Origin of the sequence: Cellulosimicrobium cellulans (assembly GCF_016921195.1) — a bacterium.
Taxonomy (GTDB): Bacteria; Actinomycetota; Actinomycetes; order Actinomycetales; family Cellulomonadaceae; genus Cellulosimicrobium; species Cellulosimicrobium cellulans_F.
The window spans coordinates 200,300-223,225 of record NZ_JAFGYF010000005.1 but is presented as its reverse complement, the minus strand read 5'-3'; the positions used below and the strand labels follow the sequence as shown (position 1 = coordinate 223,225).

The following is a 22,926-nucleotide window of genomic DNA, read 5'->3' as shown; positions in this document are numbered from 1 at the left end:
GTCCGGTTGCCGCGTCGGCCCACGGGCGACGCCTCAGACGACGACGTCGCGCCGTCCGGGCGGGGCGGCCTCCAGCCAGGACGCGAGCCCCTCGTACGCGGCGCGCGACATCGTGAGCTCGAACTCCTGGCCCTGGTAGCGGCAGCGGACGAGGTAGGTGTCGGGGCCGTCACCGGCGAACGGCTCGCGGCCGGCGATGACGAGGTCGTAGCGCGACCACGTCCGGGCGGGGCGGATCGACACCGACCACAGCCGCCACCAGTCGATGCGGCCGACGCCGTAGTGCGCGATGCCCGCGACCCAGGGGGCGCCCGGCGCGCCCGCACGCCGTGCGCCGCACTCGAACGAGCCGACGCGGTGGGACAGCGCACGCAGACGCCACGCCCCCAGCCCGATCGCGAGAAGGACGAGGACGAACAGTCCGATCGCGAGCCAGGCCAGGGGCGTCATGGTCGTGCGAAGGTCAGCGAGCCGGTACGGACTCGACCGAGTCCGCGACGATCGTGACCTGGTTCGAGTCGACGGAGAGGAACCCGCCGGAGACGCGCACGTCGAGGATCTCGCCCTCGGCCACGATGCGCACCGAGCCCTCGCGCAGCACGGAGAGCAGCGGCGAGTGGTCCGCGAGGATGCCGATCTCGCCGTCCGCCGCGGGGGCCGTGACCCGCTGCGCGCGGCCCGACCAGATCTTGCGGTCCGCCGCCACGAGGTCGACGTTCAGCTGTGCCACTGGAACTCCTTCATGGGCGGTTCATGCCCGGTGTGGTGTCCGGGACGACGCCCGGCCCGCGTGCAGCGGACCGGGTCCGGGAGCGACGCCCGCGGGGCCGGACCGACCGGCCCGGCCCCGCGCGTGCGTCGGATCAGGCGCCGTACTCCTGCTGGATGCGCGCCCAGTTGCGCTCGAGGTCCTCGAGGCCACCGATGTTGTAGAAGGCCTGCTCGGCGATGTGGTCGAACTCGCCGTCCGCGATCTTCTTGAACGCCTCGATGGTCTCGCTCAGCGGCACGGTCGAGCCCGCGACGCCCGTGAACTTCTCGGCCATGTAGGTGTTCTGGGAGAGGAACTGCTGGATGCGGCGCGCACGCGCGACGACCGTCTTGTCCTCCTCCGAGAGCTCGTCCACGCCGAGGATCGCGATGATGTCCTGGAGCTCCTTGTTGCGCTGCAGGATCGACTTCACGCGCGTGGCGACGTCGTAGTGCTCCTGGCCCACGTAGCGCGGGTCGAGGATGCGGCTCGTCGACGCGAGCGGGTCCACCGCGGGGTACAGACCGCGCGAGGCGATCTCACGGGAGAGCTCGGTCGTCGCGTCGAGGTGCGCGAACGTCGTCGCCGGCGCCGGGTCGGTGTAGTCGTCGGCGGGCACGTAGATCGCCTGGAGCGACGTGATCGAGTGACCACGCGTCGAGGTGATGCGCTCCTGGAGCAGACCCATCTCGTCCGCGAGGTTCGGCTGGTAGCCCACCGCGGACGGCATGCGGCCGAGCAGCGTCGAGACCTCGGAGCCCGCCTGCGTGAAGCGGAAGATGTTGTCGATGAACAGCAGGACGTCCTGCTTCTTCACGTCGCGGAAGTACTCCGCCATCGTCAGCGCGGAGAGCGCGACGCGAAGACGCGTGCCCGGGGGCTCGTCCATCTGGCCGAAGACGAGGGCGGTCTTGTCGAAGACGCCCGCGTCCTCCATCTCGTGGATGAGGTCGTTGCCCTCACGCGTGCGCTCGCCGACCCCGGCGAACACGGAGACACCGCCGTGGTCCTGCGCGACGCGCTGGATCATCTCCTGGATGAGGACCGTCTTGCCGACGCCCGCACCACCGAAGAGACCGATCTTGCCACCCTGGACGTACGGGGTCAGCAGGTCGATGACCTTGATGCCCGTCTCGAACATCGTGGTCTTCGACTCGAGCTGGTCGAACGCCGGGGGCTTGCGGTGGATCGGCCAGCGCTCGGTGATCTCGACCGTCTCGCCCGGAGCGGCGTTGAGCACGTCGCCCGTGACGTTGAAGACCCTGCCCTTGGTGACGTCGCCGACCGGGACGCTGATGGGAGCGCCCGTGTCCGTCACCTGGGCCCCGCGGACGAGGCCGTCGGTCGGCTTGAGGGCGATCGCGCGGATGAGCGAGTCGCCCAGGTGCTGGGCGACCTCGAGCGTGAGCGTGAAGGACTTCTCGCCCTCGCCCTGCGACGAGAGGTCGATCTCGACGGTCAGCGCGTTGTAGATGTCGGGGATGGCGTCCGCCGGGAACTCGATGTCCACGACGGGGCCGATCACACGAGCGACTCGGCCCACGCCGGGACCGCTGGAGTGCTCGACCTGTGCTTCCACGGTGGTGGCGGTCATTGCTGGCCTCGCTTCGCAGTGCCGGGGTGGTCCCCGGCGGTGTCGGTCAGGATGTCGGTGATGGTGCTGGCCGCGCGGACCGTGCGGCCCGTCATGACGCCGCCAGGGCGTCGGCACCCGAGACGATCTCGCTGATCTCCTGGGTGATGTCCGCCTGACGCGCCTGGTTCGCCAGCCGCGTGTAGTTGCGGATGAGGTCCTCCGCGTTGTCCGTCGCCGTGTGCATCGCGCGCTGACGCGCCGCGAGCTCGGACGCCGCCGCCTCGAGGAGGCAGCTGAAGATCCGGCTGCGGACGTAGCGCGGGAGCAGCGCGTCGAGCACGGCCTCGGGCGACGGCTCGAAGTCGTACAGCGGGAGCACGTCGTGCTTGCCCGCCGGGGCGACGCCCTCGACGACCTCGAGCGGGAGCATCCGCACGACGCGCGGGCGCTGCGTGACCATGTTGACGAACTGCGTGTACACGATGTGCAGCTCGCTCACGCCGCCCTCGGCGGCCGGCGCGAGGAACGCCCCGAGCAGGGCGTCCGCGATCTCGCCCGCGACCTCGGAGTTCGGCGCGTCCGACCCGTACGACCACGACCCGGCGAGCTCGCGCTCGCGGAACGTGTAGTACGAGATGGCTCGGCGGCCGGCGGCGTAGAGCGCGACCTCCTTGCCCTCGGCCACGAGACGCTCGACGAGGCGCTCCGTCTCACGGATGATCGACGCCGAGTAGGCCCCGGCCATGCCGCGGTCGGACGCGACGACGAGCACCGCCACGCGGTTGGTGTCCGTGCGCTCGCTCGTGAGCGGGTGCTGCGTCGACGTGTGCGTCGCGACGGCCGAGACGGCCCGGGTGATCGCCCGGGCGTACGGCGACGCGGCGGCGGTGCGGTCGCGCGCCTTGCCGATGCGCGACGCGGCGATGAGCTCCTGCGCGCGGAACATCTTCTTGAGCGACTGCGTCGACTTGATCCGCTGCTTGTAGACGCGCTGGGATCCGGCCATGCTCAGGCCCTCTTCTGCCGGACGATCTGCTCCTGCTCGATCTCCGTCTCGGCCTCGTCCTCGGTGTCGCCGCCGACGAGCGGCGAGCCGTCACCCTTGAGGAAGCCGGAGCGGAACGCGTCGACCGCCGCGGCGAGCTGCGACTCGGTCTCCTCCTCGAGCTTGCCGGACTCGGCGATCGTGGAGAGGACGTCCGTGTTGCGGCGCAGGTGGTCGAGCAGCTCCGACTCGAAGCGACGCACGTCCTCGACCGGGACGTCGTCGATCTTGCCCTTGGTGCCGGCCCAGATGGACGCGACCTGCTCCTCGACCGGGAACGGCGAGTACTGCCCCTGCTTGAGCAGCTCCATGAGGACCGCGCCGCGCTGGAGCTGGCCGCGCGAGGCCGCGTCGAGGTCGGACGCGAACATCGCGAACGCCTCGAGGGCGCGGTACTGGGCGAGCTCGAGCTTCAGCGTGCCCGAGACCTTCTTCATCGCCTTGACCTGTGCGTCACCACCGACGCGCGACACCGAGATGCCGACGTCGACGGCCGGACGCTGGTCGGCGTTGAAGAGGTCGGACTGGAGGAAGATCTGCCCGTCCGTGATGGAGATGACGTTCGTCGGGATGTAGGCCGAGACGTCGTTCGCCTTGGTCTCGATGACCGGCAGGCCCGTCATCGAGCCGGCGCCGAGCTCGTCGGAGAGCTTCGCGCAACGCTCGAGGAGGCGGGAGTGCAGGTAGAAGACGTCACCGGGGTACGCCTCACGGCCCGGCGGGCGGCGCAGCAGGAGCGACACGGCACGGTAGGCCTCGGCCTGCTTCGACAGGTCGTCGAACACGATGAGGACGTGCTTGCCGCCGTACATCCAGTGCTGGCCGATGGCCGAGCCGGTGTAGGGGGCGAGGTACTTGAAGCCCGCGGGGTCGGAGGCAGGAGCCGCGACGATCGTCGTGTACTCGAGCGCGCCGGCGTCCTCGAGCGCGCCGCGGACCGACGCGATGGTCGAGCCCTTCTGGCCCACCGCGACGTAGATGCAGCGGACCTGCTTGGTCGGGTCGCCCGACTCCCAGTTCGCCTTCTGGTTGATGATCGTGTCGATCGCGATCGCCGTCTTGCCGGTCTGGCGGTCGCCGATGATCAGCTGACGCTGACCACGGCCGATCGGGATCATCGAGTCGATCGCCTTGAGGCCGGTCTGGAGGGGCTCGTGGACCGACTTGCGGGCCATGACGCCGGGCGCCTGGAGCTCCAGGGCGCGGCGGCCCTCGGTCGCGACCTCGCCGAGACCGTCGATCGGGTTGCCCAGCGGGTCGACGACGCGGCCGAGGTAGCCGTCGCCGACGGGGACCGAGAGGACCTCGCCCGTGCGGCGGACCTCCTGCCCCTCCTCGATGCCGGTGAACTCGCCGAGCACGACGACACCGATCTCGCGGACGTCGAGGTTGAGGGCGAGACCCAGGGTCCCGTCCTCGAAGCGCAGCAGCTCGTTGGCCATCGCGCCCGGGAGACCCTCGACCTGGGCGATGCCGTCGGCGGCCAGGGTGACCCGGCCCACCTCCTCGGACACGGCGCCCTCGGGCTCGTAGGACTTCACGAAGCTGTCCAGAGCGGCCCGGATCTCCTCCGGCCGGATCGTCAGCTCAGCCATTGCTCTTCTCCTGTCGTGGCCGCACCTCGTGGTTCGGGTGCGGTCGAACGTTTGTCGGTTGTGCGGCCGGTGGCCGGCAGGACGGTCGTCGGTCGGAAGGGTCGGCTCGTCAGCTCACGAGACGTCGGCGCGCGTCGGCGAGCCGGGAGAGCACGGTGGAGTCCACGACGTCGGCCCCCACCTGGACGCGCAGGCCGCCGAGCACGGCGGGGTCCACCGTCACGTTGAGCTGCACCGCGCGCCCGTAGGCCCGCTCGAGCAGCGTCGCGAGGCGGTCGAGCTGCACCTGCGTGAGCACCGTGGCCGACGTGACCGAGGCGACGAGACGCTGCCGGCGCTCCGCCGCGATCTCCCCGATCCAGCCCAGCGTCGGGACGAACCGGCGACCGCGCAGCGCGCGCGTCGCGTGGACCGCGAGCACCTCGGTGACCGGGTCGACCTTGCCGCCGAGCAGCGCGTGCAGGAACGCGGCGCGACGCTCGGGGTCGGTCGTGTCGTCGGAGAGGACCTGCCGCGCCTCGCGCTGCCCGACGAGCGCGCGCGAGGTCCGGAACAGCTCGTCCTCGACCTTCTCCAGCGCGCCACGGGCCTCGGCCGACGCGAGGACCGCGTCGAGGCCCAGCCGCTCCGTCGCGTCCGCGAGGTCGCCCTCACGGGTCCAGCGCGACCGGACCAGACCGGCCACGAGGTCCACGACCCGCTCGTCGAAGCCCGACGCGAGGACGGCGGTCACGAGGCCCGCCTTGTCCGCGCCGGACCGCGACGGGTCCGCGAGCGAGCGCCGCAGGGGCGCCGACTCGTCGAAGGCCGCGGTGACCGCGAAGAGCTGCTCGCCCAGCGCGAGCGCGCCCTCGCCCGCCGAGCGCAGGACCGGCTCGAACCGGTCCCGCGCCTGCGTCAGGGACTCGCCGCTCGTTCCGCGCATCAGCGCTCCTCGGAAGCCGTGGCCGCCGCGCTCGCCGCCGCGGGACCCGCGGCCTCGAGCTCGTCGAGGAAGCGGTCGACGACGCGGCTCTGGCGCGCCGAGTCGGCGAGCGACTCGCCGACGATCTTCGAGGCGAGCTCCGTCGCGAGCAGGCCGACGTCGTTGCGCAGCGAGACCGCGGCCTGCTGGCGCTCGGCCTCGATCTGGCGGTGCGCCGTCTCGACGATGCGCGCGGCGTCGTCCGACGCCTTCGCCCGCAGGTCCGCGACGATGGCCGAGCCCTCGGCACGCGCCTCCTCGCGGATCTTCGCCGCCTCCGTGCGTGCCTCCTGGAGCTGCTGGTGGTACTCCGCCAGCGCTGCCGCGGCCTCCGCCTGGGCGGACTCCGCCTTGGCGAGGCCACCCTCGATCTTCGCGGTGCGCTCGTCGAGCACGGCCTGGAACTTGGGCAGGACGGCCTTGTAGAAGACGATCGCGATGATGAGCAGGACGACGGACGACCAGAGGATGTCGTACCCGGCGGGGATGAACAGGTCGATGCCCTGCGGCTCCTCGCCCGTCTCCGCCGCGACGTTCAGCGCGGCGGTCGCCAGCGCCGTCATCACGCCGTGAAGAGGAAGCCGGCGACGATACCGAGCAGCGCCAGGAGCTCGACGAACGCGACACCGAGGAACATCGTCGCGCGGAGCTGACCGGCGACCTCGGGCTGGCGGGCGATGCCCTCGATGGTCTTGCCGATCAGGATGCCGAGGCCGATGCCCGGGCCGATCGCGGCGAGGCCGTAACCGACGGTGCCGATGTTGCCGGTGACCTCAGCGAGAGTGGTGACGTCCACGATTGCTCGTTCCTTCCGTTGGGCGCCCGACCGGATGACCGGGCGTCGCGTTGGTACTGCGCTTGATGGTGTGTCTGGTGGAGCGTGGTCGGTGCACGACCCAGCGGGTCAGTGCTCCTCCTCGAGCGACATGTTGATGTAGACCGCGGCGAGGAGGGCGAAGATGTAGGCCTGCAGGAACGCCACGAGGATCTCGAAGAGCGTGAACGCGAAGCCGCCCGCGAAGGTCAGCACGCCGAACGCCTTCATCGCGGGGACCGCCTCGAAGATGAAGTACTGCGTCGCCGCGAAGCACAGGACGAGCATGATGTGCCCGGCCACCATGTTGGCCACGAGACGGATGGCGAGCGAGGCCGGCCGGATGATGAGGATCTGCAGGAGCTCGATCGGCGTGACGATCAGGTAGATCGGCGCGGGGATCCCCGGGGGGAAGAGGTTGTTCTTGAGGTACCCGCCGAGGCCGTGCTTCTTGATGCCGACCGCCCAGTAGGTGACGAACACCCACAGGGCCAGCATGAGGGGGATGCCGATGCGCGCGGACCCCGCCATGTTGAGGAACGGGATGATGCCCGTGATGTTGAACGCGAGCACGGCGAAGAAGATCGTCGCGATCATCGGGAGGAAACGGCGCGCGTTCTCCTTGCCCATGATCTCTTCGACGACCTGCACGCGGACGAAGTCGATGAGCATCTCGATCGCGTTCTGGAACCGCCCGGGCACCAGACGTGCGCGCCGCGCGGCGATCACGAAGATCGCGAGGAGGACGACGGTCGCGATGATGCGGACGATCCAGATCCGGTCGATCTGGAAGATGGTGCCCTCGAAGAGGATGGCCGGCGGGAAGAAGTCGGCGATCGACGGCGCGTGGAAGCCACCTTCGCTCTCGGAAGCAGCGAGGAGCACGGGGGTCGCAAGCGTGGACAGGGTGGACTCCCAATGGTCGTGTGGTCCGGGCAGCCGTCACTCGTTGGTGGGCACGCCGTCGGACCTGGCCGTCATGGATTCGCCAGTAGCCTAACGTATGGATCGGCGTGCTCACGCCGATCCGGCGGTGCTTGTGACATTTTGCTCATGCGCTCCGGGCAACTGGTCCCTGGCCCGGGCGCCGCCCGCCTGGTAGGGGCCCGCGGCGGGTCAGCGGGCGCCGGGCTCGACGTAGGGGATGCGCCCCTTGTTCACCGCCCGGTAGTCCATGACCGCGGAGCCGATGACGCCGACGAGCAGGACCCCGGCGAAGACCCAGCGGTCGTAGAAGTCCATGCCGCGCAGGACCACGAGGATGACGATGAGCACGACCATCTTCGCGAGCCAGCTCCCCATGACGACCGCCGCGGTCGTCGTCGGGCTCGCGTCCACGGTGCGCAGCATCGCCCAGACGGTCGTCGCCGAGAAGAGCAGCGCCACGCCGACGCCCAGGAGGGCGCCCCAGACGCCGGGCAGCCCGGCGACGAGCGCACCGATCGCGACGCCGAGGACCGTGAGCGCGCCGAGCAGGACCAGGACGTCCCGCAGCGCGGTCCGGAACACCGTCCGCACGGCCTGCCCGTGCGGGCCGATCGTCTGCTCGGCAGGCTGCGCGGCGGGCTGCCCGCCGTCCGGCTGGGCGGGCTCGGGCTGGCGCGTCGTCATCTGAGGGCTTCCTTCGGCGGTGTGTTCGGGGCGGAGGTCGTCGGGACGGGCGTGGGTGACGTAGGGGGGCCGGCAGAGGCCGCCGCGACGTCGTCGTCGAGGAAGCGTCCGCGCGTGCGCAGGGGGCCGATCGTGAGCAGCGCGGCGAGCACCACGGCGACCGCGAGCCCCACGGCGACGACCCGGGCGGGCCACTGCACCACGGCCACGGCCCCGAAGGCGAACACCGCCGTCCACAGGTACAGGATGAGCACCGCACGGCGGTGCGAGTGCCCGAGGGCGAGCATGCGGTGGTGCAGGTGCAGGCGGTCGGGGTGGAAGGGCGACTTGCCCGAGAGCGTCCGGCGGGCGACCGCCATCCCCATGTCGAGCAGCGGCAGGAGGATGACGGCGAGCGGCAGGATGATCGGGAGGAACGCCGGCAGCTGCGCACCGGTCGACAGCGTCTGCGGGTCGATGTTGCCCGTCACGACGATCGCCGCGGCCGAGAAGACGAGACCGAGCACCATCGATCCCGAGTCGCCCATGAAGATGCGCGCGGGATGGAAGTTGTGGGGCAGGAACCCGACGCAGATGCCGACGAGCGCCGCGATCACGAGCGTCGCGAGGCTCGAGTAGTCGTCGGCGCTCGCCCTCTGGGTGAGCACGTAGGAGTAGACGAAGAACGCGGCGCCGCCGATCGCGACGAGCCCGGCCGCGAGGCCGTCGAGACCGTCGACGAAGTTCACGGCGTTCATCGCGACGACCACGACGAGGATCGTCGCGGCGAGCTGCAGGCGCGAGGACCAGATGAGCTGCTGCTCGCCGACCCCGAGAGGCAGCCGGTACAGGACGACACCCTGCGTCGCCATCAACCCCGCGGCGAGCACCTGGCCCGCGAGCTTCGTCATCCAGTCGAGGTCCCAGACGTCGTCCGCGATCCCGAGCAGGCAGACGATCGCGGCCCCGCCGACGATCCCCCAGATCCTCGAGTCCGCCACGAGCCGGCCCGCGACGTCGCTGACGAACACGCTCTCGAGGAACGGCATCTGCGACGCGAAGGCCACGGCCACCGCGAGGCCGAGGAGCATCGCGAGGCCGCCGAGCCGGGGGGTGGGGATCGTGTGGACGTCGCGGTCGCGCACCGCGGTGATCGCGCCGGTGCGCAGCGCGACCCAGCGGGCGAAGGGCGTCGCGAGGAACGTCACCACGGCGGCGACGAGCATCACGAGCAGGTAGACCCTCACCCGCCGTTCGCCTCCGGCTCCCCGGCGTCGTCGGTGCTCCGGGCGTCGGAGGGAGCGTCGGTGGGCGGGTCGTCCGGGCCGGAGACGTCCGCGACCTCGCGGAGCCGGTCCAGCGTGACCGCCCCCTGGCGCACGACGCGCAGCGTGCCCGACGTCGCGTCGACGATGGTCGACGCCACTCCCCCGGGCGCAGTCCCCCCGTCGAGGTAGACCGTCACGGCGTCCCCGAGCTGTGCCTGCGCGTCGTCGACGTCGAGCGCCGCGGGCCGCCCGGTCGCGTTCGCCGACGACACCGCGAGGGGGCCGGTGCGGCGCAGGAGCGCGAGCGCGGCCGGGTGGTCGGGCATGCGCAGCGCCACGGTCCCGTGCGTCTCCCCCAGGTCCCACGCGAGCGAGGGCTGCGCACGCAGGATGATCGTGAAGCCGCCGGGCCAGAACGCCTCGACGAGCCGACGCGCGGCGTCGGGCACGTCGGTGGCGAGGCCGTCGAGCGTGCGCGCGTCCGGCACGAGCACGGGCGGCGGCATGTGCCGGCCCCGGCCCTTCGCCGCGAGGAGCGCGGAGACCGCCTCCGCGTCGAAGGCGTCGGCGCCGATGCCGTAGACGGTGTCGGTGGGCAGCACGACGAGGCCACCGCGGGAGATCGCGTTGACCGCCTCGTCGATGCCGGCGCCCCAGGTGTTCGGGTCGGTCACGGGGTGGACGGAGCTCACGGGTCCATCCTTCCACGGTCGCGGGCCTGGCCCGGCTCACCCGGGACGTCGCCGCCGTCGGCGGCGCGGCGGGCGACGACCATGCGATCGCGCCCCGTGAGGTCGGGCAGCGTCCGCACGTCGGCGAACGCGCCCGCCGCGCGGGCGGCCTCGCGCACCGGCGCGGCCTGCACCTCCGCGTGCTCCATGACGAGGAGACCGCCGGGCCGCAGCAGACGCGCCGCGGCGAGCACGACGGCGCGGGGCACCTCGAGGCCGTCGGTCCCGCGCCCGTAGAGCGCGAGGTCCGGGTCGTGGTCACGCACCTCGGGGTCGACGGGCACGGCGTCCGGCGGGATGTAGGGCGGGTTGGACACGACGACGTCCACGGTCCCGTCGAGCTCGTTGAGCAGCGCCGGGTCCGTGACGTCGCCGACGAGCGTGCGCAGCGTGCCCGACCCCGCACGGGCGGCGTTCGACGTCGTCGCGCGCACCGCCTCGGTCGAGAGGTCCACCGCGACGACCCGCGTCCCGGGCGCCTCGACGTCGACGCTGATCCCGATGACGCCCGACCCGCAGCAGAGGTCCACGACGAGCGGCGGCCGGTCGGCACGCGAGGGGTCGGCGAGCAGGCGCACGGCCTCGTCGATCGCGACCTGGGCGACGGTCTCCGTCTCGGGCCGGGGCACGAACACGTCGTCGGCGACCGCGACCGTCACGTGCCGGAACACGGCGTGTCCCACGATGCGCTGGAGCGGCTCGCGCGTGCGACGCCGCTCGACGACCTCGGCGTACTCCCCGAGGAAGCCGTCGGTCGACCCGCCCGGCAGCGCGGGCGCGAGCGCGGCGTCGCCCGCGGGGAGCCGGTACCACTCGAGACGCGGGAGGCCCAGGCACCAGGCCGCGAGGGCCTCCGCGTCGTGCCGGGCGGACGGCACGCCTGCGTCCGACAAGATCCCCTCCGCGGCGCGCACGGCACGCCGCAGGTCGGCCGCCGTGAGCGCGTCGCCCACGTCAGGCCTCGCCCGCGGCCGCGAGCCGGGCCGCCTCGTCTGCCTCGACCGCCGAGCGCACGACCGGGTCGAGGTCGCCGTCGAGCACCTGGTCGAGGTTGTAGGCCTTGTACCCGGTGCGGTGGTCGGCGATGCGGTTCTCCGGGAAGTTGTACGTGCGGATGCGCTCGGAGCGGTCGACGGTCCGGACCTGGGAGCGGCGCAGGTCGGCGGCCTCCGCGGCCGCGGCCTCCTGCTGCGCGGCGAGCAGGCGCGCGCGCAGCACGCGCATCGCCTGCTCGCGGTTCTGGAGCTGGGACTTCTCGTTCTGCATCGACACGACGATGCCCGTGGGCAGGTGCGTGATGCGCACCGCGGAGTCCGTCGTGTTGACCGACTGCCCTCCCGGGCCGGACGAGCGGTACACGTCGATGCGCAGGTCGTCGGGGTCGATCTCGACCTCCCCCGCGTCCTCGACCTCGGGGAACACGAGCACGCCGGCCGCGGAGGTGTGGATCCGGCCCTGCGACTCGGTCACGGGCACGCGCTGCACGCGGTGCACGCCGCCCTCGTACTTGAGGTTCGCCCAGACGCCGTCGGCCGGGTCGGACGGGGTGCTGCGCGCCTTGACCGCCACCTGCACGTCCTTGAAGCCGCCGAGGTCGGACTCGGTCGACTCGAGGACCTCCGTCTTCCAGCCTCGGCGCTCCGCGTACCGCAGGTACATGCGCAGCAGGTCCCCCGCGAACAGGGCGGACTCCTCGCCGCCCTCCCCGGCCTTGATCTCGAGGATGACGTCACGGCCGTCGTCCGGGTCGCGCGGCACGAGGACGCGGCGCAGCCGCTCGCGCGCCTCCTCCTCGGCGGCGCGCAGGCCCGGGAGCTCCGCGGCGAACGCGTCCCCGTCCTCGCCCCCCAGCGCGGCCAGCTCGGCGGCGGCCTCCGCGTCGTCGATCGCCTCGCGCCACGCCCGGTAGGCGCCCACGACCTGGTTGAGCTCGGCGTAGCGCCGCCCGAGCGTGCGCGCGCGACCGGCGTCGGCGTGGACGGCGGGGTCGGCGAGCTGGGCCTCGATGTCGGCGTGCTCGGCCAGCAGCGGCTCGACGGCGGCGAACGACTCGGTCACGGACGGCTCCTCGGTGGCGGGCGGGAGGCGGTCGTCGGCCGGGGGCGGCGACCGCGCGAGGATCGGGAGATCGCTCGGGCAAAGCAACAGCGCCGGCGGTCCGAGCGCGCCGACTGCCCCTGGAGAGGTTGTCGGGCTCGGACCACCGGCGCTGCGGTGCCGCTACTTGTCGGCGGCCTTCTTGCCGTAGCGGGCCTCGAAGCGGGCCACGCGGCCACCGGTGTCGAGGATCTTCTGCTTGCCCGTGTAGAACGGGTGGCAGGCGCTGCACACGTCGGAGCTGATCTTGCCCGACGTCTCGGTGCTGCGCGTCACGAAGGTGTTCCCACAGGTGCAGGTCACCTCGGTGACGACGTACTCGGGGTGGATACCAGACTTCACGGTTTTCTCCTTGGGGTGACGTCTCCGGGTCAGGTGCGGCTACCGCACCTGTGAACCGGCGACAGGCGGCCTGACGAGCGCAGGCCGACGAACCATTGTGCCAGAACGCGCGGGCGCCCCGAGAACTTCCCGGGGCCGCCCGCCGTCGGCTCCTGCCGGACGACCGTCAGATCGTGCGGCCGACGTTGTCGTCGTCCGCGAGGCCGCCCGGCGTCGTCTTCTGGACGTGCAGCAGGAACTCGACGTTCGTCTGGGTCTTCTTGAGCTGACCGAGCAGCAGCTCGATCGCCTGCTGCTGGTCGAGCGCCCCCATCACGCGGCGGAGCTTGTAGATGATCTTCAGCTCGTCCTGCGACAGGAGGATCTCCTCGCGGCGCGTGCCGGACGCGTTGACGTCCACGGCCGGGAAGATGCGCTTGTCGGCCAGGTTGCGCGACAGGCGGAGCTCCATGTTCCCCGTGCCCTTGAACTCCTCGAAGATGACCTCGTCCATCTTCGAGCCCGTCTCGACGAGCGCCGAGGCCAGGATCGTCAGCGAGCCGCCGTTCTCGATGTTGCGGGCCGCGCCGAAGAAGCGCTTGGGCGGGTAGAGCGCGGACGCGTCCACACCACCGGAGAGGATGCGGCCCGACGCGGGCGCCGCGAGGTTGTAGGCGCGCGACAGACGGGTGAGCGAGTCGAGGAGCACGACGACGTCCTGGCCGAGCTCGACCAGGCGCTTCGCGCGCTCGATCGCGAGCTCGGCGACGATCGTGTGGTCCGACGCGGGGCGGTCGAACGTCGAGGCGATGACCTCGCCCTTCACCGTCCGCTCCATGTCCGTGACCTCTTCGGGCCGCTCGTCCACGAGCACCACCATGAGGTGGACCTCGGGGTTGTTGGCCGTGATCGCGTTCGCGATCTGCTGCATGATGATCGTCTTGCCGGCCTTGGGCGGCGCGACGATGAGGCCGCGCTGGCCCTTGCCGATCGGCGCGACGATGTCGATGACGCGCGGCGTGAGGCGCGTCGCCTCGGCGTTCTCGAGGCGCAGGCGCTCCTGCGGGTACAGCGGCGTGAGCTTGGTGAACTCCGGACGCTGGCGCGCCTCCTCGGGCGACATGCCGTTGACCGTGTCCAGGCGCACGAGCGCGTTGAACTTCTGGCGCGCGGTGTTGCCCTGGTTCTCGCCCTCGCGCGGCTGGCGCACCGCACCCGTGACCGCGTCGCCGCGGCGCAGGCCGGCCTTCTTCACCTGACCGAGCGAGACGTAGACGTCGTTCTGGCCGGGCAGGTACCCGCTCGTGCGCACGAACGCGTAGTTGTCGAGGATGTCGAGGATCCCCGCGACGGGGAGCAGGACGTCGTCCTCGTTCACCTCGATGTCGTCGAGGCCCGCGAGGTCCGGCCCCTGGCGGTTGCGGCCGCGCTTGCGGTCGCGGTCGCGGCCCCGGTCGCGACCCCGGCGACGACGGCCGCCGCGCTCGTCGTCCAGCGGCTGACGGTCGTCGCGGCGGTCGCCCTGACGCTCGCCGCGGCCCTGCTGGCCGGACTGCTGCCCGCCCTGCTGGTCGCGCTGGCGCTCGCCACCCTGCTGGTCGCGCTGACGTTCGGCGCGCGCCGCGTCGCCGTCGCCGTCGCCGGTGCGGGGAGCTCCCGCGCCCCGGCCCGCGCGGCGCGAACCGCGCTCGCCCGTGACGAGGCCTACTGCCGCCGCGGCACGCGCGGCGCGCTCGTCGGCGGACTCGTTCGAGGTGTCGCGCGTGCGCACGCCCTGCTCGCCGAGCGCCTCGGCGACCGCGGCCGCGGCCTCCGAGCGCGCGTCGCGACGACCGTCGCGGCGCTCCCCACGCTGTTCCGTGCGCTGCTCGTCGGCGCGCACGGGCAGGTCGAGCACGGGAGCGGCGGTGCGCTCCTCGCGGCTCGCGGCCGACGGCGCGTCCTGGCGCGCCGGCGCCGCGGTGTCGGTGGTGCCCGCCGGGCTCGCGGCAGGGCGCTCGGCGCGGCGGCTGCGGCCGCGCCCGGAGGCGGCGGGCGCCTCGCTCGTCTCACGGCCCGCGGCGTTCGCCCCGTCCGTGTCGCGCCGCGGCGCGGCGGGGCGCTCGGAAGCGCTCTGCTCGCCGGTGCGGGCGCGGATGACGTCCACAAGATCGCCCTTGCGCATCTTGGACGTGCCCTTGACCCCGAGCTGGGAGGCGAGGGCCTGCAGCTCCGGGAGGCGCAGCGTGGAGAGCGCGCCGGTCCGGGCGTTCCCGCCGGCAGCGGCCGAACCGGTCGCGCTGCTCGTGGCGGTGTCGATGGTGTCTGTCACGAAGGACCCTTCCCCCTCGTTTGCGCCCGCCGCTCAGAGGGCGGGCCGCGGGTGGTCGACGCCCGGCCGTGACGGCCGGTGCGCAGGTGTCACCACGCGTCAGTGGTACGACGACGTCATCTGACGCGGGGCTGGATTGCCTTCTCTCGGACTGCTCGGTCGCAGCACACCCGGTGGATGAGAGCGCGCTCCGCGTGCGGATGTACTGGTGCGAGAGCGTGACCGAAGGCTGGGAGACATCCTAGCACCGGCGCGCCAGGGTTCAGAGCCGCTCGGTCACGACGCCGCGCGTGTCGACGTCGAGGCGGTGCGCCGCCCAGTCCGCGGTCCCGCCCACGAGCGAGTCCGCGACCTGCGCGACCACGTCCAGGTCGTCCGCCACGGACAGCACGAGGACGGTCGGTCCGGCACCCGACACGGTCGCGGCGAGGCCGCGAGCCCGCAACGCCTGGACGAGCTCGAACGACGACGGCATGACGTCGGCCCGGTACGCCTGGTGCAGCCGGTCGTCGGTCGCGTCGAGCAGCAGCTCCGGACGCCGGGTGAGCGCCTCGACGAGGAGGGCCGCACGCCCCGCGTTGAACGCGGCGTCGGCGTGCGGCACCTGCGCCGGGAGCACCCCCCGGGCGCGGCTGGTCGCGAGCCGGGCCGAGGGCACGAGCACGGTGGCCCGGACGTCGGGGTGCACGTCCAGCCGCGCGGCACGGGGCCCGGCGTCCGGGCCCGCGTCCCACGCGACGGTGGCCCCGCCCAGGAGGGCGGGTGCCGCATTGTCCGGGTGCCCCTCGATCGCGGTCGCCAGCCCGAGGGCCACGTCGTCGGCGAGCACGGACGGGTCGGCGACGAGCGCGCGCGCCGCCACGACACCCGCGACGACGGCGGCCGCGGAGGAGCCGAGGCCCCGCCCGTGCGGCACGCGGTTGACGCAGGTCAGGTGCAGGCCGGTCTGCGGGGCACCGGCCACGTCGAGCGCCGCGCGCAGGGCCCGGACCACGAGGTGCGACTCGTCGCCGGGCACCTCGCCGGCGCCCTCGCCCTCGACGTCGACCACGACCTCGTCGGTCGCGAGCGCGCGCACCTCGAGCACGTCGTGGAGCGCGAGCGCCAGGCCCAGCGCGTCGAAGCCGGGGCCGAGGTTCGCGCTCGTCGCCGGGACGCGCACCCGCACGTGGTCCGCGCCGAGCCGCATCAGTCGAGCCCGAGGGCGTCGGCGATGGACACGACGTCGGCGCTCACGCGCGTCGGCGCGACCTCGCCGCCGTCGAGCGTGCGCAGCGCCCACTGCGGGTCCTTGAGGCCGTGGCCCGTGACCGTGACGACGACGCGCGCGCCCGCTGGCACGAGCCCGCGCTCGGCGCGCGAGAGGATCCCCGCGACGCCGGCGGCCGATGCGGGCTCGACGAACACGCCGACCTCGCTCGACAGGATCCGGTGCGCCGCGAGGATCTGCTCGTCCGTGACGGCTTCGATGACGCCGCCCGAGTCGTCGCGCGCCGCCTCGGCGAGCTCCCACGAGGCGGGGTTGCCGATGCGGATCGCGGTCGCGATCGTCTCCGGCTCCGTGATCGGGTGGCCCGCGACGATCGGCGCGGCGCCCGCGGCCTGGAAGCCCCACATCTGCGGGACGTGCGTCGCGACGGCCGGCAGCCGCTCGCCCGCGTGACCCGGTGCGCCCTGGCCCGCGTACTCGCGGAAGCCCTTCCAGTACGCCGTGATGTTCCCCGCGTTGCCGACGGGCAGCGCGTGGATGTCCGGCGCGTCGCCGAGCGCGTCGACGATCTCGAACGCGCCGGTCTTCTGGCCCTCGATGCGGTCGGGGTTCACGGAGTTGACGAGCTCGACCGGGTAGGAGTCGGCGAGCTTGCGCGCCGCGACGAGGCAGTCGTCGAAGTTGCCGTCCACCTGGAGCAGCCGCGCGCCGTGCGCGATCGCCTGGCTGAGCTTGCCCATCGCGATCTTGCCGTCCGGGACGAGGACCGCGCACGTCATGCCGGCGCGCACCGCGTACGCGGCGGCGGACGCCGACGTGTTGCCCGTCGACGCGCACACGACCGCCTGCGCGCCGCGGCCCGCGGCGGCGGAGATCGCCGTCGTCATGCCGCGGTCCTTGAACGACCCCGTGGGGTTCATGCCCTCGACCTTGACGAACACCTGCGCGCCCGTCCGTGCGGAGAGCGCCGGTGCCTCGACGAGGGGCGTGCCGCCCTCGCCGAGCGTGACGATCCGCTCGGCGACGTGCGCCGGCAGACGGTCGCGGTACTCGGAGATGATGCCTCTCCACTGGTGGGCCATCAGGCTCCCTCGACTCTCAGGACGGACGTGATCGTGCGGACGGGCTCGAGCTCGGCGACCGCCGCGACGGTCGCCGACAGCGCCGACTCCGGCGCCGCGTGCGTGGTGATGAGGAGCTCGGCGACACCGGGCTCGGCGACGTCCGCCCCGCCGGGCGCCGTGGGCTGGCGGACCGCCTCGATGGACACGCCGTGCTCGGCGAGGGCGTGCGCGACCTGCGCGAGGACGCCCGGGCGGTCGTCGACGTCGAGGCGCACCTGGTAGCGGGTCACGGCCGCGCTCGCCGGGAGGATGGCGAGCTCGGCGTAGGTCGACTCCTGCGGGCCCTTGCCGCCGAGCACGCGGTGCCGAGCGGCCGAGACGACGTCGCCCAGCACGGCGGACGCGGTCGGCGCGCCGCCCGCGCCGCGCCCGTAGAACATGAGCTCGCCCGCGGACTCCGCCTCGACGAACACCGCGTTGAACGACCCGCGGACGTTCGCGAGGGGGTGCGCGATCGGCACGAGCGCCGGGTGCACGCGCACGGACACGCCGGCCGGCGCGCCTGCCGAGGTGCCGTCGCGCAGCTCCGCGATGGCGAGGAGCTTGATGACGTGCCCCGTCTGCGCGGCCCACGCGACGTCGTCGGCCGTGACGGACATGATGCCCTCGCGCGCGACGTCGTCGAGCGAGACGCGCGTGTGGAACGCGAGGCTCGCGAGGATCGCGGCCTTGGCCGCGGCGTCGTAGCCCTCGACGTCGGCCGTCGGGTCCGCCTCGGCGTAGCCCAGGTCCTGAGCCTCCTTCACGGCCTCCTCGAGGCCCATGCCCGTGGTGGCCATCTGGTCGAGGACGTAGTTGGTCGTCCCGTTGACGATGCCGAGCACGCGGCGCACCCGGTCGCCCGCGAGCGACTCGCGCACGGGGCGCACGATGGGGATCGCGCCCGCGACGGCGGCCTCGAAGTAGATGTCGACGCCGGCTGCGTCCGCGGCCTTGTAGAGCGTCGGCCCGTCCTCGGCGAGCAGCGCCTTGTTCGCCGTGACGACGGCGGCGCCGGCGTCGATCGCGCGCAGCAGGAGCGACCGCGCCGGCTCGGTGCCGCCCATGACCTCGACGACGATGTCCGCGCGCGCGACGAGGCCCTCGGCGTCGGCGGTGAGCAGCGACCGGTCGATCGCGGCGTCGCGCGGGGCGGCCGTGTCCCGCACCGCGATCCCGACGAGCTCCAGGCGGGCGCCCACGCGCGAGGCGAGGTCGTCGGCCTGCTCCGTCAGCAGCCGCGCGACCTGGGTGCCGACGACGCCGCATCCCAGCAGGGCGACGCGCAGGGGCGGGTGGGACTCGGCGGCAGGGGGCACGACGGACCTTCCTCGGGTGGTCAGGACGGGTGCGGCGCCGCGCACGCGGCCCGGGTCGTGCCCGGGTGGCTCGGGAGCCGCAGGCACAGGATACGGCGCCTCGCGCGACCGCTCGGGGCGTGCCCACGGGTCGGATGCCGACCTGGGGGCACGACCCGACGGGTCAGCCCTCGTCGAGCGCCAGCAGGTCCTCGACGGTCTCGCGCCGCACGAGCACGCGGCTCGCGCCGTCACGCACCGCGACCACGGGCGGGCGCGTCAGCAGGTTGTAGTTCGACGCCATCGAGCGGCCGTACGCGCCGGTCGCCGGCACCGCGAGGAGGTCGCCCGCGCGCACGTCGCCCGGGAGCTGCACCTCGTGGACGACGATGTCGCCGCTCTCGCAGTGCTTGCCCACGACGCGCGCGAGCACCGGCTCCGCGTCCGAGGCCCGGCCCACGACCTCGGCGTGGTACTGCGCCGCGTAGAGCGCGGGGCGGATGTTGTCGCTCATGCCGCCGTCCACCGACACGTACGTGCGCACGCGCCCGTCGTCGAGCGTCACGGGCTTGACCGTCCCGACGGTGTAGAGCGTGAGGCCGGCCGGCCCGACGATCGCGCGGCCCGGCTCGATGGAGAACCGGGGTAGCGGCGTGCCGAGCTCCGCGGCCACCGCCTCGACGGCGCGCGCGACGTCCTTCGCGACGCGCTCCGGGTCGAGCGCGACGTCCCCCGGGAGGTACGCGATGCCGTAGCCGCCGCCGACGTCCACCTCGTCGACGAGCACGCCGGTGCGCGCGGCGAGCTCCGCGCGCAGCTCCAGCACCGCGCGCGCCGCGACCTCGAAGCCCGACGGGTCGAGGATCTGCGACCCGATGTGCGAGTGGATCCCCAGCAGGTGCAGCTCGGGGCGGGAGACGACGTCGAGCAGCGCGGCCATCGCCGGGGAGTCTCCGGAGCTGTCGCCGTCCGCGGAGCGCGGTGCCGCGATCGACAGCCCGAACTTCTGGTCCTCGTGCGCGGTCGAGATGTACTCGTGGCCGCCGGCGTGGACGCCCGTCGTCACGCGCACCATGACGGGCGCGACGACACCACGCTCCCCCGCGAGCCGCGCGACCCTCTCCACCTCGACGAGCGAGTCCACGATGATCCGGCCCACGCCCTCGTCGAGCGCGCGCCCGATCTCGGCGTCGGACTTGTTGTTGCCGTGCAGGCCGATCTCCGGGCCGGGCACGCCCGCGCGCAGCGCGACCGCGAGCTCGCCCCCGCTCGCGGTGTCGACGCGCAGGCCCTCCTCGCGCGCCCAGCGCGCGACGGCCACCGTGAGCAGCGCCTTGCCCGCGTAGTAGACGTCGACGTCGGACCCGACGGCGCGGAACGCCGTCTCGAACGCCGTGCGGTACGCCCGGGCACGGGCGCGGAAGTCCGCCTCGTCGAGCACGTACGCGGGCGTGCCGTGCTCGGCCGCGAGGTCGTGGACGTCGACGCCCGCGACCTCGACGGCGCCGTCCTCCCGACGGCGCACGCCCCGCGACCACGGTTCGCCCGGGTACCCGCCGGTGCTGCTCACATGCGCTCCGGTGCGGACACGCCGAGCAGGCCGAGGCCGTTGGCGAGGACCTGGCGCACCGCGTCGTTGAGCCACAGGCGCGTGCGGTGCGTGTCCGTGACCTCCTCGTCCGGGTAGGGCAGGACGCGCTGCGACTTCTGCTGGTACCACGTGTGGTAGTCGCCCGCGAGCGCCTCGAGGTAGCGGGCCACGCGGTGCGGCTCGCGCAGCTCCGCCGCCTGGGCCACGATGCGCGGGAACTCCGTGAGGCGCCCGATCAGCGCCGCCTCGCTCGGGTGGTCGAGCAGCGCCGGCTCGAAGCCGTCGGCGCGCGCGACGCCGCGGTCGGCCGCGTTGCGGTCGACCGCCGCCGTGCGCGAGTGCGCGTACTGGACGTAGTAGACGGGGTTCTCGTTCGTCGCCCGCGCGAGCAGGTCGAGGTCGAGGTCGATGTTCTGGTCCGCGGACGAGCGCGCGAGCGAGTAGCGCGCGGCATCGACGCCGACGGCGTCCACGAGGTCCTCGAGCGTCACGACGGTCCCGGCCCGCTTCGACATGCGCACGGGCTGGCCGTCCTTGACGAGGTTGACCATCTGCCCGATGAGGAGCTGGAGGTTCTTCCCCGGGGTGTCGCCGAACGCCGCGCAGACAGCCATCATGCGGCCCACGTACCCGTGGTGGTCGGCGCCGAGCATGATGATGACCTCGTCGAAGCCGCGCTCGCGCTTGTCGAGGTAGTAGGCGATGTCGCCCGCGATGTACGCGGCGTCGCCGTCCGACTTGATGACGACGCGGTCCTTGTCGTCGCCGAAGTCGGTCGTGCGCAGCCACGTCGCGCCGTCCTTCTCGAACATGTGCCCGGACCCGCGCAGGCGCTCGACCGCACGCTCCACGGCGCCCGACTCGTGCAACGAGTCCTCGTGGAAGTACACGTCGAAGTCGACGCCGAAGTCGTGCAGCGACGCCTTGATCTCGCCGAACATCCGCTCGACGCCGCGCGCGCGGAAGACCTCCTGCGCCTCGGCGTCGGGCAGCGTGCGCGGGTCGGGGTCGCCCGCAGCGAGCGCGTCGGCGACCACTGCGTCCGCGATCTCGGTGATGTACTCGCCGCCGTACCCGTCCTCGGGCGCCTCCTGGCCGCGCGAGCGCGCGAGGAGGGAGCGCGCGAAGCGGTCGATCTGCGCGCCGTGGTCGTTGAAGTAGTACTCGCGGGTGACGTCCGCCCCGCTCGCCTCGAGCACGCGCGCGAGCGAGTCGCCGACGGCTGCCCAGCGCACGCCGCCGATGTGGATGGGGCCGGTCGGGTTCGCGGAGACGAACTCGAGGTTGACCTTCTTGCCCGCCTCGGAGTCGCCGCGCCCGTACGCCGGGCCGGCCTCGACGATCGTGCGCGCGAGCTCGCCTGCCGCGGCGGCGTCGAGCGTGATGTTGAGGAAGCCCGGGCCGGCGACGTCCACGGCCTTGACGCCCGGGGTCGCGGCGAGCCGCGTCGCGAGGTCCTCGGCGAGGGCGCGCGGCGTCGTGCCCGCCTTCTTGGCGAGCTGCAGCGCGACGTTGGTCGCCCAGTCCCCGTGCTCGCGCTGGCGGGGTCGCTCCACGTGGACGCGCTCGGGGACCGCGGTGGGGTCCAGGGCGAGGGTGCCGTCGGCGACGGCGGCGGCCAGGGCAGCGCTCAGCGCTTCGGAGAGCTCGTCGGGGGTCACCGGGCGATTCTACCGAGGCGCGGGCACGCTCCGTCGCGCTCTTTCACGGCACCTCCGCGGTGCGTCCGGGCCACGGGCACGGCCAGGACCGGACCGGCATGGCATCGCCGGGTCCACGCACCCCGGACGTGCTGGTAGTCTCGTGCATCGCGTCGGCGGTCTCCGTCGACGCTCGCCCTCGTAGCTCAGTGGATAGAGCGTCTGCCTCCGGAGCAGAAGGTCGTAGGTTCGAATCCTATCGAGGGCACCCTGCTCCGCTCCGACGAGCCCGGCCCGCCTCCGGCGGCCGGGCTCGCGCCGTCCCCGGGCCCGCCCACGCCCCGCCGCGTCTCCCGTCGTCCCGCTACGGTGGGGCCATGACCGACGGCGGCTACGGGGACTTCGAGTTCGAGCGCCGGTTCCTCGTGCGCGACCTGCCCGAGGACCTGCGCGACGCACCGGCGCTCATCGTGCAGAGCTACTACCTGGCGGACGAGGGCTACGCGCTGCGGCTGCGCGCCAAGGTGCCGACGGTCGACGCGACGATGGGCCCCGCGACCGACGCCGTGCGACTCCTCGATCGGTACGCGCCCGCCGTCGACCTGTGCACCCTGACCGTGAAGGGCCCCATGGCGGGCGGCACGCGGTACGAGGCGGAGCGCGAGGTGGACGTCGCGGTCGGCGTGCAGATGATCCGGCGCGGCGGCGCGCGCGTCGTCAAGACGCGGTACTCGGTGTGGGTCGGGGCGGACGGCTGGGTCGTCGACGTGTTCGGCGGGGCGAACCACCCGCTCGTCGTCGCGGAGTGCGAGCGCACCGGCCCTGTCACGGACCTGCAGATCCCGGCCTTCTGCGTCACGGAGCTCACCGACGACCCGCGCTTCTCCAACGACGCCCTCGCGAGCCGACCCTACGGCGGGTGGCGCGAGCAGTTCGAGGCCGAGCTCGCGGCCTCGGGGCCGCGGTTCCTCCAGGACTTCGGGCACAACGAGAGGCTCTCGGGACCGTAGGCTCGGCGCCC

Annotated in this window: 22 protein-coding genes and 1 tRNA gene; 2 read left to right on the top strand and 21 right to left on the bottom strand. The window is 73.2% G+C overall.

Annotated features, from left to right (window positions below; all coding sequences use genetic code 11):
- Positions 1–33 precede the first annotated feature (33 nt).
- The 21 genes from JN535_RS12840 to argS all read right to left on the bottom strand — a co-directional run bounded on the left by JN535_RS12840 (position 34) and on the right by argS (position 21,926).
- Entirely contained in the window at positions 34–450 is a 417-nt protein-coding gene (locus JN535_RS12840; protein WP_205205926.1) for a DUF2550 domain-containing protein, read from the bottom strand.
- 13 nt (positions 451–463) lie between these two features.
- Positions 464–730 carry a F0F1 ATP synthase subunit epsilon gene (locus tag JN535_RS12835; protein ID WP_205205925.1) on the bottom strand — a complete coding sequence of 89 codons (267 nt, stop codon included), beginning with the start codon at positions 728–730 and terminating at the stop codon, positions 464–466.
- Positions 731–863: 133 nt separating this feature from the next.
- Positions 864–2,345, bottom strand: a complete 1,482-nt coding sequence (gene atpD / locus JN535_RS12830) for a F0F1 ATP synthase subunit beta (protein WP_205205924.1) — start codon at positions 2,343–2,345, stop codon at positions 864–866.
- Positions 2,346–2,436: 91 nt separating this feature from the next.
- A complete protein-coding gene (locus JN535_RS12825; RefSeq protein ID WP_205205923.1) occupies positions 2,437–3,333 on the bottom strand; it encodes a F0F1 ATP synthase subunit gamma in 897 nt (298 codons plus the stop codon).
- A gap of 2 nt (positions 3,334–3,335) precedes the next feature.
- Positions 3,336–4,967, bottom strand: coding sequence for a F0F1 ATP synthase subunit alpha (gene atpA / locus JN535_RS12820; protein WP_205205922.1), 1,632 nt, complete (start codon positions 4,965–4,967; stop codon positions 3,336–3,338).
- A gap of 109 nt (positions 4,968–5,076) precedes the next feature.
- Entirely contained in the window at positions 5,077–5,892 is an 816-nt protein-coding gene (locus JN535_RS12815) for a F0F1 ATP synthase subunit delta (RefSeq protein WP_205205921.1), read from the bottom strand.
- Positions 5,892–6,494, bottom strand: a complete 603-nt coding sequence (locus tag JN535_RS12810) for a F0F1 ATP synthase subunit B (RefSeq protein WP_205206020.1) — start codon at positions 6,492–6,494, stop codon at positions 5,892–5,894. The genes JN535_RS12815 and JN535_RS12810 overlap by 1 nt, the downstream gene beginning before the upstream one ends.
- Positions 6,494–6,727, bottom strand: a complete 234-nt coding sequence (locus tag JN535_RS12805; protein ID WP_100423677.1) for an ATP synthase F0 subunit C — start codon at positions 6,725–6,727, stop codon at positions 6,494–6,496. The genes JN535_RS12810 and JN535_RS12805 overlap by 1 nt, the downstream gene beginning before the upstream one ends.
- Positions 6,728–6,835: 108 nt before the next feature.
- The gene (atpB, locus tag JN535_RS12800; protein WP_307868676.1) at positions 6,836–7,630 is read right to left on the bottom strand and encodes a F0F1 ATP synthase subunit A; all 795 of its coding nucleotides are present in this window, start codon (positions 7,628–7,630) and stop codon (positions 6,836–6,838) included.
- Between the two features lie 231 nt (positions 7,631–7,861).
- On the bottom strand, positions 7,862–8,356 hold the full coding sequence (locus JN535_RS12795; RefSeq protein ID WP_240201070.1) for a hypothetical protein: 495 nt from the start codon (positions 8,354–8,356) through the stop codon (positions 7,862–7,864).
- Complete coding sequence (locus tag JN535_RS12790; RefSeq protein ID WP_205205920.1) at positions 8,353–9,582, bottom strand: MraY family glycosyltransferase; 1,230 nt, start codon at positions 9,580–9,582, stop codon at positions 8,353–8,355. The genes JN535_RS12795 and JN535_RS12790 overlap by 4 nt, the downstream gene beginning before the upstream one ends.
- Entirely contained in the window at positions 9,579–10,295 is a 717-nt protein-coding gene (locus tag JN535_RS12785) for an L-threonylcarbamoyladenylate synthase (RefSeq protein WP_205205919.1), read from the bottom strand. Before JN535_RS12785 ends, JN535_RS12790 begins: the two co-directional genes overlap by 4 nt.
- On the bottom strand, positions 10,292–11,287 hold the full coding sequence (gene prmC / locus JN535_RS12780; protein ID WP_307868675.1) for a peptide chain release factor N(5)-glutamine methyltransferase: 996 nt from the start codon (positions 11,285–11,287) through the stop codon (positions 10,292–10,294). The genes JN535_RS12785 and prmC overlap by 4 nt, the downstream gene beginning before the upstream one ends.
- 1 nt (position 11,288) lies before the next feature.
- Complete coding sequence (prfA, locus tag JN535_RS12775) at positions 11,289–12,392, bottom strand: peptide chain release factor 1 (RefSeq protein ID WP_205205918.1); 1,104 nt, start codon at positions 12,390–12,392, stop codon at positions 11,289–11,291.
- A gap of 162 nt (positions 12,393–12,554) precedes the next feature.
- Positions 12,555–12,773 (bottom strand): 50S ribosomal protein L31, encoded by a 219-nt coding sequence (gene rpmE, locus JN535_RS12770; RefSeq protein ID WP_205205917.1) that lies wholly within the window; start codon positions 12,771–12,773, stop codon positions 12,555–12,557.
- Positions 12,774–12,939: 166 nt separating this feature from the next.
- Positions 12,940–15,063 (bottom strand): transcription termination factor Rho, encoded by a 2,124-nt coding sequence (rho, locus tag JN535_RS12765; protein WP_205205916.1) that lies wholly within the window; start codon positions 15,061–15,063, stop codon positions 12,940–12,942.
- A gap of 262 nt (positions 15,064–15,325) precedes the next feature.
- Positions 15,326–16,252: a homoserine kinase gene (thrB, locus tag JN535_RS12760; RefSeq protein ID WP_205205915.1), complete on the bottom strand. Its 927-nt coding sequence runs from the start codon at positions 16,250–16,252 to the stop codon at positions 15,326–15,328.
- Entirely contained in the window at positions 16,252–17,355 is a 1,104-nt protein-coding gene (gene thrC / locus JN535_RS12755; protein ID WP_205205914.1) for a threonine synthase, read from the bottom strand. The genes thrB and thrC overlap by 1 nt, the downstream gene beginning before the upstream one ends.
- On the bottom strand, positions 17,355–18,695 hold the full coding sequence (locus JN535_RS12750; RefSeq protein ID WP_205205913.1) for a homoserine dehydrogenase: 1,341 nt from the start codon (positions 18,693–18,695) through the stop codon (positions 17,355–17,357). The genes thrC and JN535_RS12750 overlap by 1 nt, the downstream gene beginning before the upstream one ends.
- A 163-nt stretch (positions 18,696–18,858) precedes the next feature.
- Complete coding sequence (gene lysA / locus JN535_RS12745) at positions 18,859–20,244, bottom strand: diaminopimelate decarboxylase (RefSeq protein ID WP_205205912.1); 1,386 nt, start codon at positions 20,242–20,244, stop codon at positions 18,859–18,861.
- On the bottom strand, positions 20,241–21,926 hold the full coding sequence (gene argS, locus JN535_RS12740) for an arginine--tRNA ligase (protein ID WP_205205911.1): 1,686 nt from the start codon (positions 21,924–21,926) through the stop codon (positions 20,241–20,243). Before argS ends, lysA begins: the two co-directional genes overlap by 4 nt.
- A 174-nt stretch (positions 21,927–22,100) precedes the next feature.
- Here argS and JN535_RS12735 point away from each other — a divergent pair.
- Positions 22,101–22,173, top strand: a tRNA-Arg gene (locus tag JN535_RS12735).
- A gap of 109 nt (positions 22,174–22,282) precedes the next feature.
- The gene (locus tag JN535_RS12730; RefSeq protein WP_205205910.1) at positions 22,283–22,915 is read left to right on the top strand and encodes a CYTH domain-containing protein; all 633 of its coding nucleotides are present in this window, start codon (positions 22,283–22,285) and stop codon (positions 22,913–22,915) included.
- The last annotated feature ends 11 nt before the right edge of the window (positions 22,916–22,926 follow it).

What these genes read in the sequence shown, in the direction of transcription:
- JN535_RS12730 (WP_205205910.1), top strand. Translation starts at nt 22,283, where the DNA reads ATGACCGACGGCGGCTACGGGGACTTCGAGTTCGAGCGCCGGTTCCTC.
- atpA (WP_205205922.1), bottom strand. Translation starts at nt 4,967, where the DNA reads ATGGCTGAGCTGACGATCCGGCCGGAGGAGATCCGGGCCGCTCTGGAC.
- JN535_RS12795 (WP_240201070.1), bottom strand. Translation starts at nt 8,356, where the DNA reads ATGACGACGCGCCAGCCCGAGCCCGCCCAGCCGGACGGCGGGCAGCCC.
- JN535_RS12815 (WP_205205921.1), bottom strand. Translation starts at nt 5,892, where the DNA reads ATGCGCGGAACGAGCGGCGAGTCCCTGACGCAGGCGCGGGACCGGTTC.
- thrB (WP_205205915.1), bottom strand. Translation starts at nt 16,252, where the DNA reads ATGCGGCTCGGCGCGGACCACGTGCGGGTGCGCGTCCCGGCGACGAGC.
- JN535_RS12810 (WP_205206020.1), bottom strand. Translation starts at nt 6,494, where the DNA reads ATGACGGCGCTGGCGACCGCCGCGCTGAACGTCGCGGCGGAGACGGGC.
- thrC (WP_205205914.1), bottom strand. Translation starts at nt 17,355, where the DNA reads ATGGCCCACCAGTGGAGAGGCATCATCTCCGAGTACCGCGACCGTCTG.
- atpD (WP_205205924.1), bottom strand. Translation starts at nt 2,345, where the DNA reads ATGACCGCCACCACCGTGGAAGCACAGGTCGAGCACTCCAGCGGTCCC.
- JN535_RS12840 (WP_205205926.1), bottom strand. Translation starts at nt 450, where the DNA reads ATGACGCCCCTGGCCTGGCTCGCGATCGGACTGTTCGTCCTCGTCCTT.
- JN535_RS12825 (WP_205205923.1), bottom strand. Translation starts at nt 3,333, where the DNA reads ATGGCCGGATCCCAGCGCGTCTACAAGCAGCGGATCAAGTCGACGCAG.